Consider the following 17,900-nt stretch of genomic DNA (forward strand, 5'->3'; position numbering starts at 1 on the left):
AGGAGCCGGCCAGCGGCCGGCACTACGATCTGCGCAAACGCCGGGCGTAGTGCCCGGCGTCCTGTCATCAGGCGATCGCTTCCTGGTAACGACGCTCGACTTCGTTCCAGTCGATGACGTTGAAGAACGCGCCGATGTATTCCGGGCGACGGTTCTGGTACTTCAGGTAGTACGCGTGTTCCCACACGTCCAGGCCCAGGATGGGGGTGTTGCCTTCCATCAGCGGGCTGTCCTGGTTGCCGGTGCTCTCAACCACGACCTTCTTGTCCGGGGTGACGCTCAGCCAGGCCCAGCCGCTGCCGAAACGGGTCAGCGCAGCCTTGGTGAAGGCTTCCTTGAACTTCTCGAAACCGCCCAGGTCCGCGTCGATCGCCTTGGCGACGTCGCCCTTCGGGTTGCCACCGGCGTTGGGCGCCATCACCGTCCAGAACAGGCTGTGGTTGGCGTGGCCGCCACCGTTGTTGCGCACCGGGCCCTGCAGGTTTTCCGGCAGCGACTTCAGCTTCTTGACCAGCTCTTCCACCGGCAGGTCGGCGTACTCGGTGCCTTCCAGTGCCGCGTTGACGTTGTTGATGTAGGTCTGGTGATGCTTGGTGTGATGGATTTCCATCGTGGCCGCATCGATATGCGGCTCAAGCGCGTCGTAGGCGTAGGACAGCTTGGGGAGGGTGTAGGCCATGTGGTTCTCCTGGTAGCTCACTCGCCCGGCGAAGACCGGGCGTTGCGAAGTCGATGATGGGGATGGATGTGAAGGTTACCAACCCCCTATGTAAGGGAATGTGCATCGCGCCAGGAAATCACCGGCCCGCGGTAGTGCCAGGCCCTGCCTGGCAGTAGAGTAACCCCATGCGCAAACCCCTACTCCTCCTGCTCGCCATCCTCCTGCTGGTCGGCGGCCTGTTCGGCATCAAGCAGCTGCAGCGCGCGCCTGCGCCGCAGTTCGCCCCTTCGCTCACCCAGCCTGAGACCGGCACGGCACCCGCCTCCAGCGCCCCGGCCAACCCCGGCGCCACCGCGCAACGTTCCGCAGATGCCCTGCCCGCCTTCCTGCCACCGGAAGCGCGCCAGACCATCGTGCTGATCCAGCGCGGCGGGCCGTATCCGCACCGCCAGGACGGCAGTGTTTTCAGCAACCGCGAACAGCGCCTGCCCGACCGGCCGCGCGGTTACTACCGCGAGTACACCGTGGACACGCCGGGCGCCGGCAACCGTGGTGCGCGCCGTATCGTGACCGGCGGCACGCCGCCGACTGGTTGGTTCTACACCGACGACCATTACGAGACCTTCCGCAGTTTCGAGGTCCCACCTGCCGGGAGCTGGCAATGAATCACGATGCATTCGAACTGGGCCTGGACGACATCAACAATGCCGGCGTGTACGCGATCGGCAACGATGACATCGGTCCGTTGTCCGCAGCCATGCGCGATGCGGGGCTGCGCGTGGCCACCATCGACCTGGCCGGCTGCCACGACAAGCGCACGCTGCTGAGCCGCATGGCGGCGCAGCTGGATTTTCCGAGGACCTTTGGCGGCAACTGGGATGCGCTGGTGGATTGCCTGCGCGACCTGTCGTGGATCAAGGCGAATGGCTATGCGCTGTTCTTCAGCGATGCCGATGGCCTGCGCGGCGATGCGGCAGCGGATTTCGATACGTTGCTGGAAGTGCTGGATGAAAGCAGCCAGTTTTGGGCCGCGCAGGATGTACCGTTCTGGGCGTTCGTGGCGTTGAACGACGAATCGGCGGAATGATGCGCCGATGACGCCACGCGTCATCGACTTCCGTTGTCTTCCTGCAATTCCTTCTTGAACGGCACATCCGGTGGCGGCCGCGCCACCGCCGGCTGGTCCTGCATGTTCGGGTCGGTCAGGCCGCAGCCGCCGCCGAACTGCAGGATCGAGATCACGCAGGAAATCTTCGAGCTGGTGCCGGGAATCGGAATCTCCACGGCCTTGATGCCCTTGCGTACCCATTCGGCCAGCAGCGATTCGTTCGGCGCCCAGTATTTGTCGAACGAGGTCGGCGTGTAATCGTACGGCGGGCGCTTGAGCCAGGTGCCGGACTGCGCGATGCGCTCCTTGCTCCAGCCGTCGTTCTCGCCGCCGGGCGCGCCGCGCTCACTGTCGCCGCTGCCATCCTGGCCGGGCACGCGCACGCTGCCGTCGGCGTTGAACAATCCATCGCCGCTGCGGCCGGCACCCTGGTTGGCCTGGGCGCCGCTGCGCTCGCCGTCGCGGCTGCGGTTGGCTGCGCCCCAGTCGTCGCCCTTGGCCGGCGTGGCCCAGTCGCCGGGATTCGGCGCCGGGCGCGCGGCCGGTGCCGGCGAGGTCGAGGGCGTGGACGCCGTGCTGCGGCTCGGCGCGGCCTGGCGGGCCGGGTTCGGGCTGGCGCTCGGCGTGGCCGAGGGCGTGCTGGCCGTTGCGCTCGGCGTGGCCGGCGCCGGACGCGGCGCGGCATTGGGCACGGTGCGCTCGCGCACGCTCACCTCGGGGCTGCGCCCGGGCACGGTGATCTCACGCTGCGGCACCGGCGCTACGGTGACCGACACCGAAGGCGCCGGTGCAACTTCGCGCTCGCGCACCTGCAGTTCGCGTTGCGGCACGCGGATCTCCACCTGCGGGCCGGCGGTGGGCACCGGCGGGGTGGGCGCGGTGATGGTGGTGACTTCGCGCTCGCGCACGGCCAGCTCGGGGGTGCGCAGCTGTGGTTCGACCGGACGCAGGGTCGGGGTGACCGGCGTCGGGGTCGGCGCCTGCACCACCTCGACGGTGCGCTCGCGCACCTGCACTTCGGGCGCCTCGCGCGGAATCACTCGTACTTCGGTACGCGGCACGCTGGTGGGCGGCACCACGAAATCGGTGGTGGCCTCGACCACGTCGGTGGCCTGGACCGGCTGTTCGACCGGGGTCGGCGCGGGGGTCGGCGGGGAGGGTTCGGCGGTCGCGGTGGGCTGCGGAGGCGGCGGCGTCGGTTCGGCGTCGCTGGTGGACGGCGGTGCGGGCGGCTGCGGCGCGGTGGCCGCAGGCGTGCTGGCGGTCGCGCGCGAGCGTGCCTGCGCGGCGGCGGCCTGCGCTGCGGCGGCGGCGGCTGCAGCACTGCTGGCCTCGGCGGGATCGCCACCGCCGCTGTCCTGCGGGGTGCCGCTGCCGAGGAACTCGACCTGGATGCGGCCGCCATCGCCGCCCTGCTCCGGCGCCACCGGCGGGCGGATCAGCGCCACCCACAGCAGCAGCGCGGCAAACAGCAGGTGCAGCAGCAGGCTGGCCACGCCGGAGGTCCAGCGCATCCAGCGCTGGTCGCGCGGGGCCGGGTCCCAGGTCTGCCAGAGCAGCCGGCGCATGGCCTGCACGGTGCCCAGCGCCGGCAGGCGGCCGGGCGAACCGGGCAGCGGGCGCTGGATCAGTTCGGCGATGACTTCGGAGGAGCGGAACGGGCGCGGCAGCGGCGTCATCGAACGCAGCCACAGGCCCCACCCGTAAGGGAGGCCGGTGGTTTTTTCGACGATGCGTTTTTCCGGCTGGCGAGCCAGCAGCGCGTGGAGGATCTCGTCAGCCCGGCGCAGTGTCACGCAGGACGATCAGGCAGCCGTGCCGCGGGGAATGTACGGCGCGTGCCCGCTGTCATGGTCGGTCGCGTCACGCACGGCGGTGATGCCGGGCACGCGGCCCATCAGCGTTTTTTCGATGCCCTGCTTGAGGGTGACGTCGGCCATGCCGCAGCCCTGGCAGCCGCCGCCGAAGCGCAGCAGCACGACGCCGTCGGAGGAGACTTCCTGCACGGCGACCTTGCCACCGTGCGAGGCCAGCTGCGGGTTGACTTCGTTTTCCACGACCCAGCGCACGCGCTCGACCAGCGAGGCGGACTCGGCCGGCACTTCGCCCTTGATCTTGGGCGCCTTGATGGTGAGCTGCTGGCCGCCGGTGCCGTTGGTGACGATGTCGATGTCGGCACCGTCCATCCAGGCGACGCTGGTGGCGGCGACGTACAGGGTGAAGCCGTCGCAGTCCACGGCCCACTCGTCGCCGAGCAGGTCGGACGGTTCGGCGAACTCCAGCCGGGCGTCGGCGCGCGGGGTGCCGGCGTCGACGGCGCTGAGGCGCACGCCCATGCCGGGCACGGCTTCGCGCTCGATGAGCTTGCGGAAATAGGTCTGGGCAGTGTCGGAGATCTGGATCATGCGGCTATTCTAGCGGCTTACATGTTATGCGCTCATTCGGTTTATACACCGTCCGGCGCATTGTTCAGGCATACACGAGGTGGAGGATTCCATGGCCGACCTGATTCCGCTGGCCCAGGCGCACTGCGTGCCCCGCAAGGGCAGCGACCACAAGCTGGGCGAGGCCCGGGTAGCGGAGCTGCTGCCGCAGATCCCGGGCTGGGAGCTGGCCGAACAGGGCCAGGCGCTGACCCGGACGTTCCGCTTCAAGGACTACTACCGGACCATGGCGTTCGTGAACGCCCTGGCCTTCATCGCCCATGCGGAAGACCACCACCCGGACCTGGGGGTGCATTACGACCGGGCGGTGGTGCGCTTTTCGACCCACGACGTGGGTGGGCTGAGCGAGAACGACTTCATCTGTGCAGCCAAGGCTTCGGGCCTGACGGAGTGAGTGTTATGACGATGCATATCGGAGTGCGCGCCGGGGTTGTGGGCGCGGTGTTGGTGGGACTGGTTGCCTGTGGCGGGCCTTCGGCGCCGGCTACGCCGGTGGCGCCGCCGACCGAGGTGGCGGCAGTGAAGACGCCGCCGCCGGTGTACCCGATCGAGCTGGCCTGCCAGGCGGTGGGTGGAACGACGACGCTGAAGGTGGTAGTCGGTACGGACGGCAAGCCGGGCCAGATCCAGGTGGTGTCGGGCAGCGGCAACGCGCAGCTGGACGAGCAGGCACGGAAGGCGGTGGAAGGCTGGCAGTTCAAGGCGGCCACGCGCGCGGGCCAGGCGGTGCCGACGACGATCCAGGTGCCGGTGAGCTTCAACCCGCCGCAGCCGAAGCCGGACGAGTGCTTCGCGGTGGAAGAACGACTGCGTCGCGGCGGCTGACCAGGGACGGGCCCGGAACGGATGCTGGATATTTCTTCTGAGAACGTATGGGTCGCGCTGCTGGTGACGCTGGCTGCGGGGCTGGCGACCGGCCTGGGCAGTCTGATGGTGTTGTTCTCGCGCCGCCCGAACCCGCGCCTGCTGGCGTTCGGGCTGGCGTTTGCGGGCGGTGCGATGGTGTTCGTGTCGCTGACGGAGATCCTGACCAAGGCGATCGATTCGTTCACGCTGGCCTACGATGCGCGGATCGGGTACGCGTATGCGACGGGGGCGTTCCTGTGCGGGGTGGTGTTGATCGTGCTGATCGACCATCTGATCCCGAATCCGCACGAGAGCCTGGACAAGCAGGACCCGATGTTCCGGGAGAACAACAAGGCGTACATCAAGCGGGTGGGCCTGTTGACGGCGGTGGCGATCACGGCCCACAACTTCCCGGAGGGGCTGGCGACGTTCTTTGCGACGCTGGAAAGTCCGTCGGTGGGGATGCCGCTGACGTTCGCGATTGCGATCCACAACATTCCGGAGGGCATCGCGATCGCGGTGCCGGTGTATTTCGCTACGCAGAACAAGTTCTATGCGTTCGGGGCGAGCCTGTTGTCGGGGCTGGCGGAGCCCATAGGTGCGGCGATCGGGTACGTGCTGCTGTCAGGGGTGTTGAATCACGCCACCTTCGGCTGGGTGTTCGGGCTGATTTCCGGGGTGATGGTGTTCCTGGCGCTGGACGAGCTGCTGCCGGCGGCGAAGCGGTACGCGAAGGGCCACGAGACCGTGTATGGCCTGGTGGCGGGCATGGCGAGCCTGGCGATCAGCCTGGTGTTGTTCAAGTGGTGACGGGCGGGGTGGGACCGCCTGGGCCGGCCAACGGCCGGCGCTACCGGGATGGGACCGCGATCGGTGGGTGACGCGGTGTTCGGGTGCCGATTCGCACGTGATGCGTCTGGGGTAATGGTTGGTTTATCCGGATCCCAATGGGCCCTCAGCAATTCGTAGGGTTCGGCCCCGGCCGGACACCGCGCGCAGCGCGGCGCAAGCGTCCGGAGCACGACATGCCTTCGGTTGCGGCCAGGCATCCGGGTGAAAACCCAAAACGAAACCGCGTATCAGGCGTCATGAACGCCTGACGGACGTCTTCGGTACGTCTAAACGCCGGGGAGATTGCCGCGAGCGATTACCCACCGGCTCCGGACCCTTGAGCCGCGCTTCGCGCGGTGTCCGGCTGGGGCCGGACCCTACGAACCGCTGAGGGCCCATTGGGATCCGGATAAACCAACCATGGGCCCCATTGGGATCCCCAATCACCCCAACCGATTCAACACGTCCACCAACTCGTCCGCCAGCGGCGCATTGAGCGTGTACGGGGTCTTGCCGTTGTCCAGGGCGAACTCCAGCGAGGCGGCGTGCAGGAACAGGCGTTTCAGGCCGATCTGATCACGAAGGCGCTTGTTGACGTCCGGATCGCCGTATTTGTCGTCACCTGCGACCGGGTGGCCGAGGTGCTGGGCGTGTACGCGGATCTGGTGGGTGCGGCCGGTTTCGATGCGGACTTCGCAATAGGAATGGCCGCCGCGGCGTTCCAGCACCTTGAAATGGCTGACCGACTCCTTGCCGATGGCGTTGACCTGGACGTGGCGCTCGCCGCCCTGGCGCAGGCCCACGTGCAGCGGGGCGTCGACGGTCATGGTGCCGTCGGGCATGCGGCCGACCAGCAGGGTCAGGTAGCGCTTGCGGATGCCGGCGCCGTGGTCTTCACGCAGCAGGGCCTGCAGCTCGCTCAGGGCGGAACGCTTCTTGGCGACGATGAGCAGGCCGGAGGTGTCGCGGTCCAGGCGGTGCACCAGCTCGAGGGTCTTGCCCGGGCGCAGCGCGCGCAGGGTCTCGATGGCGCCGAAGCTGATGCCGCTGCCGCCGTGGCTGGCCACGCCGGAGGGCTTGTTCAGGGCGAGCAGGCGCTCGTCTTCATAGACGATGGCGTCTTCCAGGCGCTTCATGAACGCGGCGGGCGGGCCAGCCTTGTCTCCCTCTTCGGTGAGACGGACGGGCGGGACGCGGACTTCGTCGCCGGCTTCGAGCTTGCGCTCGGCCTTGGCGCGGCCGCCGTTGACGCGGACCTGGCCGCTGCGCACCAGCTTGTAGACCAGGCTGCGCGGCGCGCCCTTGAGCTGGCCCAGCAGGAAGTTGTCCAGGCGCTGGCCGGCACGGTCCTCCGGCACGGTCAGGAGACGGACGCTGGTCTTGCCTTCAGCGGGTTTGGCGGGCGGTGCGGTGTCGGTCATTGGCCTTTTATTCTGTTACACTCGGCGGGCGAGATAAGGGATTGATTTCGTTGGAAGTTGCTCTGGGCCAGAAGCCCGACTTCCCTCGATTCCGGCACAGTGCGCAGCCACCGCCCCCGGGGCGGCCATGTTAGCGGCTCACCGGCAGTCCCGGCCATCGCCGGATGCCTGACACGCGTCTGCGCTGAAAAAATGTCCCTGTGGCGCTCCAGCCTGGCTGAAAGCTGCCTCCGGCCCGTAATACCCAAACCAAGAAAATGTAGCGCTCCCGCGGCCTGCCGTGGTGTCGTAGCGCTGGAAGCCCAAGCCGCCCTCCCCGCGCATGCGCGATGGGCGTCGAAGCGTGACCAGAAGCGAAACCCCATGGCGTTCCGCGCGGTAGCAGCGCGCGAGGAACGCACTATGAAGCGAATGCTGATCAACGCCACGCAGGCTGAAGAGCTGCGGGTTGCCATCGTGGATGGCCAGACGCTGTACGACATCGACATCGAACAGCCGTCCAAGGAACAGAAGAAGTCGAACATCTACAAGGGCCGCATCACGCGCCTTGAACCGTCGCTGGAAGCGGCCTTCGTCGAATACGGTGGCGAACGCCACGGCTTCCTGCCACTGAAGGAAATCTCCCGCGATTACTTCCAGGCCGGGGTCGACCACAACAAGGCGACCATCCGCGAGCTGCTCCGTGAAGGGCAGGAAGTGGTGGTCCAGGTCGACAAGGAAGAGCGTGGCAACAAGGGCGCCGCCCTGACCACGTTCATCTCGCTGGCCGGCCGCTACATGGTGCTGATGCCGAACTCGCCCACCGCCGGTGGCGTCTCGCGTCGCATCGAGGGCGAAGACCGCGCCGCGCTGAAGGAAGCGCTGGACAAGCTGAACATCCCCGACGACATGGGCGTGATCATCCGCACCGCCGGCGTTGGCCGCGATGCCGAAGAGCTGCAGTGGGACCTGGACTACCTGCTGCAGGTCTGGAAGTCGATCGCCGAAGCGGCGCTGACCAAGCCGGCCCCGTTCCTGATCTACCAGGAGTCGCGCCTGATCGTGCGCGCCCTGCGCGACTACCTGCGCGCCGATGTCGGCGAGATCCTGGTGGACACCGAGGAGCTCTACGACACCGCCCGCGACTTCATGCAGCAGGTGATGCCGCAGACCCTGCGCAAGCTGAAGCATTACAAGGACGACATCCCGCTGTTCAACCGCTTCCAGATCGAATCGCAGATCGAAGGCGCGTATGAACGCAACGTGCGCCTGCCGTCCGGCGGCTCGATCGTGGTCGACCAGACCGAAGCGCTGACCGCCATCGACGTGAACTCCTCGCGCGCCACCAAGGGCAGCGACATCGAGGACACCGCGTTCCAGACCAACCTGGAAGCGGCCGAGGAAGTGGCCCGCCAGCTGCGCCTGCGCGACCTGGGCGGCCTGGTGGTGATCGACTTCATCGACATGTCGTCGAACAAGCACCAGCGCGAAGTGGAAAACCGCCTGCAGAACGCGCTCAAGTACGACCGCGCGCGCGTTCAGCTGGGTCGCATCTCGCGCTTCGGCCTGATGGAAATGAGCCGCCAGCGCCTGCGTCCGAGCCTGGGCGAGTCCAGCCAGATCGTCTGCCCGCGTTGCGACGGCCACGGCCGCATGCGCAGCGTGGAGTCGCTGTCGCTGTCGATCATCCGCGTCGCCGAAGAGCATGCGATGAAGGAAAACACCGGGCAGGTGCTGGTCCAGGCCCCGGTCGAGATCGCCAACTACCTGCTCAACGAAAAGCGCAACGCGCTGCGTGAGATCGAACAGCGCCACGACGCGCCGATCGTGATCGTCGCCGACGAGCAGCTGCACTCCCCGCACTACGAAGTGACCCGCCTGCGTGAAAACGAGCTGGGCGAAGACAGCGGCCGTCCGAGCTACCAGCGCGGCACCCCGCGCAAGCTGCCGGTGCACGCCCTGACCAAGGCGCAGCTGAACATTCCGGCCGCCCCGGCGGTGACCAACGTCAAGCACAGCTCGCCGGCTCCGGTGCGCGAAGTGGCCGAACCGGTCGCTGCGCCGGCCCCGGTCGTCCCCGCCCCGGTTGCTGCACCCGCCGCTACCGGCGTGGTCGGCTGGCTCAAGCGCATCTTCGGTGGCGAACCGGCTCCGGCCGCCGCCCCGGCGCCGGCTGCACGCCCGGCCCAGGACGGCAACCGCAACGGTCGCAACAAGGACCGCAACGGCAAGGACCGCAATGGCCGTCGCGATGAACGTGGCGAGCGCGGTGAGCGTTCCGGCCAGGGCGCGTCCCAGCAGGGCCAGGGACGTGGCAAGGACCGTCGCGACGACCGTGGCGAGCGTGGTGGCAAGGGCGAGCGTCGTGAAGGCGAGCGCCGCGAAGAGCGCCGCCAGGACGCGACCGCCCAGGCGGCCGCTCCGAACGCCGGCCAGCCGCAGCAGGGCAAGCAGCGCAATGAGCAGCAGCCCAAGGCGCCGCGCAACGAACAGCAGCCCAAGCTGAACCAGAACCAGGGCCAGAAGCAGAAGCAGCCGCGCCAGCAGAACGACGGCGATAAGCCGCAGCGTCAGCCGCAGGCCGAAAACGCCAAGCCGGTGCAGAACGACGTCACTGTCGCCGACGCCGCACTGGTCGCCGCCGCCGCGGTGACCGTGGCCGACGCCGCCACCCCGGCACCGGTTGCTCCGGTCGCCGCTCCGATGGCAACGCCCGTCGCTGCGGACGACACCCAGGCAGCCGTGGTCGAAGGCGACGCCGGCGAGCACGGCGAAACGCCGGGCACGGCCGATGACGCCGCTGGCGAGGGCGCTTCGCGCCGTCGTCGTGGCCGTCGCGGTGGCCGTCGCCGCCGTCGTGGCAATGGCGAGCAGGCTGCCGGCAGCGATGGGCTGAACGACGACGCCGGTCTGGACGACGACGCCGAGGGCGACGAGCAGGACAACGACCAGGACGGCGACACCGCCGCTCCGGCCGCACGTCCCGCCGTGACCCAGGGCCAGCCGCAGCCGGAGTTCGACTTCGACGACGAAGGCACCGCCGCCCCGGCCGCACCTGCGCCGGCTCCGGTCCAGGCCCCGCGCCCGGCCCCGGTCGCCGCCGTGGCCGCCGCCGCGCCGCTGGCCGTGGTCAGCAGCCCGGTGGTGACCGCCGGTCACGCCGAGCCGACCCCGGCCCCGAAGGCCGAGCCGGTGGCCGAACGTGCGCCGTCCTACACCGACCGCGTGCCGTTCGTGGAGTCGCCGATGCCGGTGGCCGCTGCGCCGCAGGTTGAGAAGCCGGTGGTTGCGGAAGCGCCGAAGGCTGTTGAAGCGCCGGTCGTGACCGAAGCGCCGAAGGCTGTCGAAGCGCCGGTCGCGACCGAATCCCCGAAGGCCGTTGAAGCCCCGGTCGTGACGGAAGCACCGAAGGTTGTCGAAGCTCCGGTCGTGACCGAATCCCCGAAGGCTGTTGAAGCCCCGGTCGTGACGGAAGCACCGAAGGCTTTCGAAGCCCCGGTCGTGACCGAAGCACCGAAGGTTGTCGAAGCTCCGGCTGTGACCGAAGCACCGAAGGCTGTTGAGGCTCCGGTCGTGGTCGACGCACCGAAAGCTGCTGATGTCGCCATCGACGCCCCGGCCGAGCGCCCGGGTCCGACCGAAGTCGGTCGCCCCGTGCAGACCCGCATGCTCGACACCGCTCCGGTCGCCCAGACCGGCCAGCTGTTCGGCCATGCCGGCCACGACGCCGCCCCGACCGACGCCGCCGCCCAGGCCGCGCATGCCGAAGCCCGCGAAGACATCCCCACCGATGAACTCGCCCCGGCCGAAGCCGCCGCCAAGGAAGAACAGGACAAGGCCGACAAGCCCTGATCCCTTCCCCGAGGTAGAGCCACGCCCTGCGTGGCTCCACGCACCACCCAGACAGCGGCCGAAAGGCCGCTGTCTGCATTTACGCATGCCACCGCGCGGCGGATCCCTACATGCCCCCGATTCCGCCCAGGATTAGAATTCGCCCATGAGCAAGGAATTCGAGAACTTCGTCCGCGGTGCTTCCAAGGTTGCTGAAGAGCAGCACCCCTTCGATGCGGAACAGGAGAAGCGCACATGGGCAACCAAGCTCGACGAGCTACATGCCATCGTCGAGCGCAGCCTTCGCCCCTTCTTCCAGGATGGCTCCATTTCCATCCGTCCTGAAGTCATTCGCCTGAGCGAGCCGCATCTTGGCTCCTACGACGCCAAGGGCGTCCGCATCGTACTGGGCAACCTGACTGCCCAGCTCAAGCCGATCGCCACCTTCGTGGTCGGTGCCCGAGGACGGGTCGACCTGATTGGACCTCGTGGGCGGGTACGGATCGTGCTCGTTCCTGCTGATACCACAAGCTTCCCGATTCGGGCGGTATCTGCCTCAGGAGCCGACCGAACTTCGCCCCCTGTGGACGAGTGGCGCTGGAAGTTCACCACGTCGCCGCCGCACGTCCGTTACGTGGATGTTGATGAGGAAAGTTTCCAGAACGCGCTGATGGAGGTCATGGGAGCGTCCAATGGCTAAGGTCAGCTTTTCGGCGCAGGAACAGGACCTCGACCAGATCGCCGCTCAACATGCCAGGCTGAGCAGCGCGGTGTTTCATTACTTCGACAACGCCGGAGTGGGCGACATGTTGCCCGAACCCACCTTCGAGAGCATTGAAGAAGCCCGGGAAAGCTGTCTGACCGAAATTGAACACGCCAGTTCGCTTGCAGCACTGGCTGCACTGGAAGCGGCCATCAGGGTGGACTTTCTTGAACGCGTCTATGCGAGGCGGAAGGACCCGCTTTCCCGTGCAATGCGGGACCTGCACAAAGAGAAGGGAAACCGGGCGCGCCTGGAAGACGAATTGCTCGAGCTCTGGAAAGTAGACGGGGATGTCTCCGCTTCCGTGATCAGCGGCGTACGTGCTGCATTTCACTACAGACATTGGCTGGCCCATGGCCGCTACTGGTTGCTGAAAGCCGGAAGGAGCTATGACTTCACCACCGTCTATCAGGTCTCAGACGCCTTGATCAACGAGATGGATGCGTATCAGGGCAAGGCCTGATCCCCTCCCGGCGGTAGAGCCACGCCCTGCGTGGCTCCCGGGCAGAACCCAGACAGCGCCCGAAAATCTCGACAGCCCGTTAACGCCACGAGGCGCATCTTCGCGCATGCGGGGGCGCACGCTGAGGGATTTGCCATGGCATCTCTAGCCGGCGCACTGAACGCGCCCGCCGCCCGTTATCGTTACGACGCTGAACACCTCCTGGTGTGTACCGGTACCCCCAGTTCGCCGCAGTGGCGCTACTGGCTGGACGGTGTGGTGGTCAACGCCGTCGAGAACGACACTGAGCTGAGCTGGGCCTACTGCGGGGGCCAGCACGTCGCCACCCTGCGCAACGGTGCCGAGGCCGTCAGTACGCTGCTCGGCGCAGACCCGGCTGGCTCGATACTGGCGGAGGCCGACACCGAACTTCGCAGCCGATCCTACGCCCCGTATGGCCACGTGCCGTTGGATGATCCCGAGCCCCATCCGGCCTACAACGGCGAACTGCTCGACACTCCCAGCGGCTGCTATCTGCTGGGCGCTGGCAACCATCGACCATACAGTCCGACGCTGCAGTATTTCCTGGCGCCGGATCCGTTCAGCCCGTTCGACGAAGGTGGCTTGAATGCGTATGCCTACTGCGCCGGCGACCCGATCAACCGCACCGACCCGTCCGGCCATTTCTGGAAATGGATCGTAGCCGGGCTCAGCGTGGTGGCCGCGGTTGCAAGCCTCGGCGCGCTGGCGGTGCCGCTGGTCGCCGGAACCGCAGCCCTGACCGCGTCTGCCGTGGCAGGTTTCGGTTTCAGCGCGCTCGGGGTAGTAGCCGAGGCCGGAGCGCTGATTGCCGATGCAACCGGGGATGAGACGGCAGCAAACATCCTCGGCTGGGTTGGCCTGGGTATCAGCGCCGTGGGCATGGTCGCCGCCGCTCCGGCCATTGCCAAAGCAGGCTCGAAGCTCATGAAGGGACTGGGCCGGTCATTACGGTCAACGTCCAGGTCGGCGGAGTCGATGCCGCTGGTCCCGTTTACGCGGTCTCAGACTGTAACGAACACGACCAGCTACAGCTCCGCCATGACGATCGAGGCACCGACATTCCGCTTCAGAGCTCCAACTCCTCGCCGCCCGCGCGCCGCTCCTCGACCCGTCCGTGCCGCCCAGGTCGCCCCGACCGACGCGAAGCCTTTGCCCAGCATGGCGTTCGACGACCTGCCGAACGAAGAGCGGCGGATGCTGCTCTATGCCGTGCATCGCAATTCCAACAAGTTCAAGTACGGCCGAAAGGACGGCTCCACCTTCTACAACGGAGAAGGCAAGCTTCCCATAAAGCGCGAGAAGCACTACAGGGAGTACACCGTGGATGACTACACCTTCGAAACTCGCGGCAAGCGTCGAATCATTCTAGGTGGGCTGAAACGGCACGGTCCCCAGCAGGTGTATATGACTGACGACCACTACGAAAGCTTCATCGAAATAAGGAAGCCTAAATTCTGGCCCCGGCGCTGACAGTCGTGTTCGCCACGCGAACTGCTACCGCGCATGGCTTGGACGTAAAACCTGCCTACGGCGCGAACTGCAATCGAGCCCACACTCCGTAGTGGTCCGAGGCCCAGCGGCCTTCGGCGTAAGGCTTGTCGAACAACAGGCGCGCCTCGCGGGCTACCAGCTGGTCCTGCTGGAAGAAAATGTGGTCGATACGCGATGGCGCTTCGTAGTAGTGCCGGTTGAGCGTGCTTACCTGCGCCACTTCGTTGTTGACGTGCACGCTGCCGTAGCTGTCCCCGTAGCGTTGGCGCAGCGCGCTCAGGTCGCCTGCATCCACCAGCGCATTGAAGTCGCCGGCGATCACCACCGGCGCGTCGCCGGAGGTGGCGGCAATGAACTTCAACAGGTCCGCCACCTGCTCGCCCCGGATGCGGCCGCCGTTTTCGTCCGAACGTTCGTTGAGATGCGTGGCGTACACGTTCACCGGCTGGCCGTCGACGTCGATGCGCAAATGCGCGACGGTGCGGTAATCGGTGCGCGGCGCCAGCAGGTGCTCGCCGCGCGCCAGCACCGGGCGACGGGTCAACAGCGCATTGCCATAGCGCTTGAAGCGCCCCGGCGGGTCGGTCGACACGAACTGGTAGTCGTAACCCAGCTTGTTCGCCAGCCACGCCGCCTGGTTGCGCACGTGCGGCTTCTGGATCACTTCCTGCAGGGCGATGGCGTCGGGCTGCAGCGCCTCCAGCTCGCGCAGAATCACCTGCCGGCGCTGCGGCCAGTCTTCGCGGTCATGGTGCAGGTTGAAGGTCACCATGCTCATGCCCGGCGCCTGGGGTTCCGCCGCGCGCGCCGGCAGGATCGCCAGCGCGCACGCGACCAGCATGCAGCGCATGCCGGCCGCGACCCACCGCGCGCTCATGGCGCCTTGCGTTCGGCGCGGCGCACCGAAGCGGGAACCTGCACCTCCACCTTGGCCGGCACCTGGGTGATGCGCAGCTCGCCGTTGATCCACTGCGCGGGCTCGCCATTGATGGTGGCCTCGCCCGGCTCACCGGCATACGGCCACGGCAGCACCAGCCCGCCTTGCGGGGCCACCAGCCCCGGCTGCACCTGCAGGGTCAGCAGCTTGTCGCTGCGGCTCAACGAGTAGCCCAGCTGGCCGTACGGCGTGCGCAGGCCCTTGATCGCCACGCCCTGCCCTTCAAACCACCGCACCGGAACGCCGGCGGCCAGCACCAGGCTGTCGTCCACGTCGCGCGTGTAGGCGAACATGTCCAGCGCCGAGCGCACGAAGTCCGAGGCCACCCACGCATGCGGCAGGTCGCCGACGAAGAACGGCTTGCGCGGCGTGTGCGAAACCACTTCGGCCCACTGGTTCCAAGCCTGCGGCGCGCGGTCCTTGAAGAAGAACTCGGTGGCCTGCCAGGCGCGGTCGCGCCAGCCCAGGCGCACGAACGCGGCCACGTTGCGCCACTCGTACGGGGTGTAGTCCTTCCACTCTCGCTTGCCGTCGCGGCGCGCTTCGAACTCCTTCCAGTAGCGTTCGAAGGTGTTGTTCAAGTAAGGCTGCGGCAACCGGCCCTGCTCGCCGGCCGGGGCCAGCGCGATGGTGGTCGAGGTCGCGTCGAAATCGCCGAGCTCGGCCGAACCGGGCAGGAAATCGATCTTGTGCAGCGCGGTGGCCGCCAGCAGCGAGGCCTGCAGGTCGTCACGGAACTGGTCGCGCGACTCCGCGATCTGCATCGCCTCCACCTTGCCGAGCGTGCTGGCGATCACCGCCGCGTCCTTGTAACCGCGCAGCGCCCAGAAGTTGTCCCAGTACGAATGCATCGGCTTGGCCGAATAACCTTCGTGGCTGATCGACACCGGCATCATGCCGAAGAAGGCCGCATTGCGCGCGCGGTTCTCCTCGGTGCGCTCGCTCAGGCGCAGCTGCTCCATGTACTGGTAGGCGCCCTGCACGTGCGGCCACATCAGCTCCAGGAAGGTGCTGTCGCCGGTGTAGCGCCAGTACTCGGCGATGTTGAAGATCAGCTCGCCGTGGCTGTCGTTCTCCGGCACCGGGTCGGCGCCGCGCGGGTCCACGCAGCACGGCACCTTGCCGTTGTCGAACTGGTACGGCGCGTACCAGTTCACGTACTCGCGCACCGCGTCGCTGCGGCCCATGCGCAGCAGGCCTTCGGAAATCATCGCGCCGTCGCGGATCCAGCTGCGCGAATACGAGCGCGTACCCGGCTGCAGGCTCGGCCCGATCCGCGAGATCAGCATGTGCGCCAGCGCGGTGCGCAGGGTGTCGGCCAGCGGCTTGCCCGCCGCCGGCACCTGCAGCGACACCTGGTCCAGCTTGGTGCGCCACATCGAGGCGACCTGCTGCTGCGCCTTGCTGGCGTCGAAGTCCTTCGGCGTGGTCCAGCTGCCGGTCTGCGGCAGCACGATGGCCACCTCGCGGGTCTGGCCCGGCTCCAGCCGCCACTTGTACAGCAGCGCGCCCGAGGCCAGCCCGGTGGGGTCGCGCACTTCGGTGGCGGTCGGCAGGTTGCCTGCCGCCAGGTGGGTCACTTCCAGCTTGCCGTCGAACGGGCTGGCGAAGGCCGCATCCGGGGCCTGCACCGGGAACACGCGCGGGGCGCCGTTGACCTCGACCCGGCCCGGCTCGATATCCAGCCGGTCGATCCGGCTCACCCCGCCCACGGTGTTGAGGAACTGCCGCGGCGGGTTCACCTGCCACGGGCGTACCGCCAGCGCCAGGGTGTAGTCGTGCGCCACCTTGTCCGGGTTGTGCAGGGTGTAGCGGCCCACCAGCTGCGCCTTGTCCGGGCTGCCCTGCACGAAGCCGGTCACCTTCAGCGCAGCCTGCGGGTGGCTCCAGTCGACGCTGGCGATCGGCAGGTAGTCGTCCTGCAGCGACTGTTTGGACTCTACATCCGCCCAGCTCAGCAGCTTCTTGTCGACCAGCACGAACGGTTCAACGCTGAAGCTGGCCTTGGCCGGTTCCAGCGCGCCGTCCTCGCCGATCAGCGCCTGCTCCTTGCCGCCGTCAAGGCCCAGCAGGGTCCAGTACGGCTGCTCGCCACTGAACCCGCGCGGCACGAAGCCACGGGTCAGGTCGGCGCCGACCGATTCGACGAAATCATTCGGGGTGGCGGCAAAATCCAGCGGCTTGATCGAAATGTCGCGGATGCCGTAACGCCAGCTGCGGCCGCTTTCCAGGTCGAAACGCAGGTAGCGCGCTTCGGTATCGGGCAGCGCCAGCCAGTCGCGGTCGCCACCGCCCCCGGCGGTGATCTCACGCAGCGTCTTCCAGTCGCGGCCGTCCACCGAGGAGCGCACCACGTATCGGGTGGCTTCGAGCCCCGGCAGCCACTGGATCACCGCGCCGCCGAACTCGCGAACCTTGTGCAGGTCCAGGCTGATGGTCTGGTCGGGCACGCCGCCGCTGATCCACACGGTGTCGGGCTTGCCATCGGCAATCCGGCTCTGCAGCGCGGTGGCGGTGTCGGCGATCACCGACGGTGCCAGCGCCGAGGTATCGGCCGGCGGCAGCGGCTGCAGGGTGAGCCGGTCGAAGCAGACCGTGCCGCGCCCGCCGACCTTGCTGTAAATGGTGAATTCGATCGCCGCGCTCTTACGCAGGGTCTTGTCCGGGTCCGGGCCCCAGGCCTTGTCGATCTGGCGCTGGCGGTACTGCACCGGGGTCCAGGTCTTGGGGAAGGCGTAGCCGGGACGGTTGACCCACCACACGTTGTCGCCGCTGGCGTCGATCAGCTTGAACTGCAGGTCGTTGCCGGGCGAATCGCCGCGGATCTGGAAGCCCACCTGGTAGTTGTCCGGCCAGGTGACCGGCAGCTCGCGGCGGATCGCCACGTAGCCGGAGACCTCGTGGAAGTCATAGTCCACGCACAGCGCGCGGCCGCCATTGGCGCCGGCCACGCTGCGCAGCGAGCCGCTGACCTGGTCGGACACCACCAGCTTCCACGGTGCCATGTCGTCGAAGCTGTCCAGGACCTTGGGCGCCGCCGGCACTGCCGGGGGCGCGGCAGGCGCCGCCAACGACCACACCACACCCAGACCCAGAACACCCGC

General features: G+C 67.6%; 15 protein-coding genes. 9 read left to right on the forward strand and 6 right to left on the reverse strand.

All coding sequences use genetic code 11. From position 1 onward, the window contains the following. Positions 1-67: 67 nt before the first annotated feature. The gene (locus HGB51_RS03980; RefSeq protein ID WP_070209615.1) at positions 68-679 is read right to left on the reverse strand and encodes a superoxide dismutase; all 612 of its coding nucleotides are present in this window, start codon (positions 677-679) and stop codon (positions 68-70) included. 167 nt (positions 680-846) lie between these two features. On the opposite strand from HGB51_RS03980, the gene HGB51_RS03985 reads away from it, so the two are divergent. Next, complete coding sequence (locus HGB51_RS03985) at positions 847-1,326, forward strand: guanyl-specific ribonuclease (RefSeq protein ID WP_070209609.1); 480 nt, start codon at positions 847-849, stop codon at positions 1,324-1,326. After that, entirely contained in the window at positions 1,323-1,748 is a 426-nt protein-coding gene (locus HGB51_RS03990) for a barstar family protein (protein ID WP_070209610.1), read from the forward strand. The genes HGB51_RS03985 and HGB51_RS03990 overlap by 4 nt, the downstream gene beginning before the upstream one ends. A gap of 20 nt (positions 1,749-1,768) precedes the next feature. Here HGB51_RS03990 and HGB51_RS20375 read toward each other — a convergent pair whose 3' ends face one another. Further along, positions 1,769-3,565 carry a hypothetical protein gene (locus tag HGB51_RS20375; protein ID WP_070209611.1) on the reverse strand — a complete coding sequence of 599 codons (1,797 nt, stop codon included), beginning with the start codon at positions 3,563-3,565 and terminating at the stop codon, positions 1,769-1,771. A gap of 9 nt (positions 3,566-3,574) precedes the next feature. Beyond that, a complete protein-coding gene (locus HGB51_RS04000; protein ID WP_070209612.1) occupies positions 3,575-4,174 on the reverse strand; it encodes an NfuA family Fe-S biogenesis protein in 600 nt (199 codons plus the stop codon). Between the two features lie 91 nt (positions 4,175-4,265). On the opposite strand from HGB51_RS04000, the gene HGB51_RS04005 reads away from it, so the two are divergent. The 3 genes from HGB51_RS04005 to zupT are packed head-to-tail and all read left to right on the forward strand — an operon-like array spanning position 4,266 to position 5,869. After that, positions 4,266-4,607, forward strand: coding sequence for a 4a-hydroxytetrahydrobiopterin dehydratase (locus HGB51_RS04005; protein WP_070209613.1), 342 nt, complete (start codon positions 4,266-4,268; stop codon positions 4,605-4,607). Positions 4,608-4,612: 5 nt separating this feature from the next. Beyond that, the gene (locus HGB51_RS04010) at positions 4,613-5,038 is read left to right on the forward strand and encodes an energy transducer TonB (RefSeq protein ID WP_070209614.1); all 426 of its coding nucleotides are present in this window, start codon (positions 4,613-4,615) and stop codon (positions 5,036-5,038) included. Positions 5,039-5,059: 21 nt separating this feature from the next. After that, positions 5,060-5,869 carry a zinc transporter ZupT gene (zupT, locus tag HGB51_RS04015; protein WP_171966729.1) on the forward strand — a complete coding sequence of 270 codons (810 nt, stop codon included), beginning with the start codon at positions 5,060-5,062 and terminating at the stop codon, positions 5,867-5,869. Positions 5,870-6,333: 464 nt separating this feature from the next. On the opposite strand, the gene HGB51_RS04020 is transcribed toward zupT, so the two are convergent. Further along, positions 6,334-7,311, reverse strand: a complete 978-nt coding sequence (locus HGB51_RS04020) for an RluA family pseudouridine synthase (RefSeq protein WP_070209669.1) — start codon at positions 7,309-7,311, stop codon at positions 6,334-6,336. A gap of 411 nt (positions 7,312-7,722) precedes the next feature. Between HGB51_RS04020 and HGB51_RS04025 the strand changes: the two genes are divergently transcribed. The 4 genes from HGB51_RS04025 to HGB51_RS04040 all read left to right on the forward strand — a co-directional run bounded on the left by HGB51_RS04025 (position 7,723) and on the right by HGB51_RS04040 (position 13,838). After that, a complete protein-coding gene (locus tag HGB51_RS04025) occupies positions 7,723-11,142 on the forward strand; it encodes a ribonuclease E/G (RefSeq protein ID WP_246233461.1) in 3,420 nt (1,139 codons plus the stop codon). 145 nt (positions 11,143-11,287) lie between these two features. Continuing rightward, positions 11,288-11,821 carry a hypothetical protein gene (locus tag HGB51_RS04030; protein WP_070209514.1) on the forward strand — a complete coding sequence of 178 codons (534 nt, stop codon included), beginning with the start codon at positions 11,288-11,290 and terminating at the stop codon, positions 11,819-11,821. Continuing rightward, positions 11,814-12,347 carry a hypothetical protein gene (locus HGB51_RS04035; RefSeq protein ID WP_070209513.1) on the forward strand — a complete coding sequence of 178 codons (534 nt, stop codon included), beginning with the start codon at positions 11,814-11,816 and terminating at the stop codon, positions 12,345-12,347. Before HGB51_RS04030 ends, HGB51_RS04035 begins: the two co-directional genes overlap by 8 nt. 135 nt (positions 12,348-12,482) lie before the next feature. Then, positions 12,483-13,838 carry an RHS repeat-associated core domain-containing protein gene (locus HGB51_RS04040; protein ID WP_070209512.1) on the forward strand — a complete coding sequence of 452 codons (1,356 nt, stop codon included), beginning with the start codon at positions 12,483-12,485 and terminating at the stop codon, positions 13,836-13,838. Between the two features lie 55 nt (positions 13,839-13,893). Here HGB51_RS04040 and HGB51_RS04045 read toward each other — a convergent pair whose 3' ends face one another. Together HGB51_RS04045 and HGB51_RS04050 are read right to left on the reverse strand one after the other, a co-directional pair. Further along, positions 13,894-14,709: an endonuclease/exonuclease/phosphatase family protein gene (locus tag HGB51_RS04045; protein ID WP_084739116.1), complete on the reverse strand. Its 816-nt coding sequence runs from the start codon at positions 14,707-14,709 to the stop codon at positions 13,894-13,896. A 23-nt stretch (positions 14,710-14,732) separates the two neighbouring features. Beyond that, positions 14,733-17,867, reverse strand: a complete 3,135-nt coding sequence (locus tag HGB51_RS04050; protein WP_246233463.1) for a discoidin domain-containing protein — start codon at positions 17,865-17,867, stop codon at positions 14,733-14,735. Positions 17,868-17,900: the final 33 nt, after the last annotated feature.

The sequence above is a fragment of the Stenotrophomonas bentonitica genome (assembly GCF_013185915.1).
GTDB classification, from domain to species: Bacteria; Pseudomonadota; Gammaproteobacteria; order Xanthomonadales; family Xanthomonadaceae; genus Stenotrophomonas; species Stenotrophomonas bentonitica.

Bases quoted from the DNA above. Each gene is read 5' to 3' on its own strand.
- HGB51_RS04035 (WP_070209513.1), top strand. From the start codon at position 11,814: ATGGCTAAGGTCAGCTTTTCGGCGCAGGAACAGGACCTCGACCAGATC.
- zupT (WP_171966729.1), top strand. From the start codon at position 5,060: ATGCTGGATATTTCTTCTGAGAACGTATGGGTCGCGCTGCTGGTGACG.
- HGB51_RS04000 (WP_070209612.1), bottom strand. From the start codon at position 4,174: ATGATCCAGATCTCCGACACTGCCCAGACCTATTTCCGCAAGCTCATC.
- HGB51_RS04030 (WP_070209514.1), top strand. From the start codon at position 11,288: ATGAGCAAGGAATTCGAGAACTTCGTCCGCGGTGCTTCCAAGGTTGCT.
- HGB51_RS04010 (WP_070209614.1), top strand. From the start codon at position 4,613: ATGACGATGCATATCGGAGTGCGCGCCGGGGTTGTGGGCGCGGTGTTG.
- HGB51_RS04040 (WP_070209512.1), top strand. From the start codon at position 12,483: ATGGCATCTCTAGCCGGCGCACTGAACGCGCCCGCCGCCCGTTATCGT.
- HGB51_RS03990 (WP_070209610.1), top strand. From the start codon at position 1,323: ATGAATCACGATGCATTCGAACTGGGCCTGGACGACATCAACAATGCC.
- HGB51_RS03985 (WP_070209609.1), top strand. From the start codon at position 847: ATGCGCAAACCCCTACTCCTCCTGCTCGCCATCCTCCTGCTGGTCGGC.
- HGB51_RS04005 (WP_070209613.1), top strand. From the start codon at position 4,266: ATGGCCGACCTGATTCCGCTGGCCCAGGCGCACTGCGTGCCCCGCAAG.
- HGB51_RS04020 (WP_070209669.1), bottom strand. From the start codon at position 7,311: ATGACCGACACCGCACCGCCCGCCAAACCCGCTGAAGGCAAGACCAGC.
- HGB51_RS03980 (WP_070209615.1), bottom strand. From the start codon at position 679: ATGGCCTACACCCTCCCCAAGCTGTCCTACGCCTACGACGCGCTTGAG.
- HGB51_RS04045 (WP_084739116.1), bottom strand. From the start codon at position 14,709: ATGCGCTGCATGCTGGTCGCGTGCGCGCTGGCGATCCTGCCGGCGCGC.
- HGB51_RS04025 (WP_246233461.1), top strand. From the start codon at position 7,723: ATGCTGATCAACGCCACGCAGGCTGAAGAGCTGCGGGTTGCCATCGTG.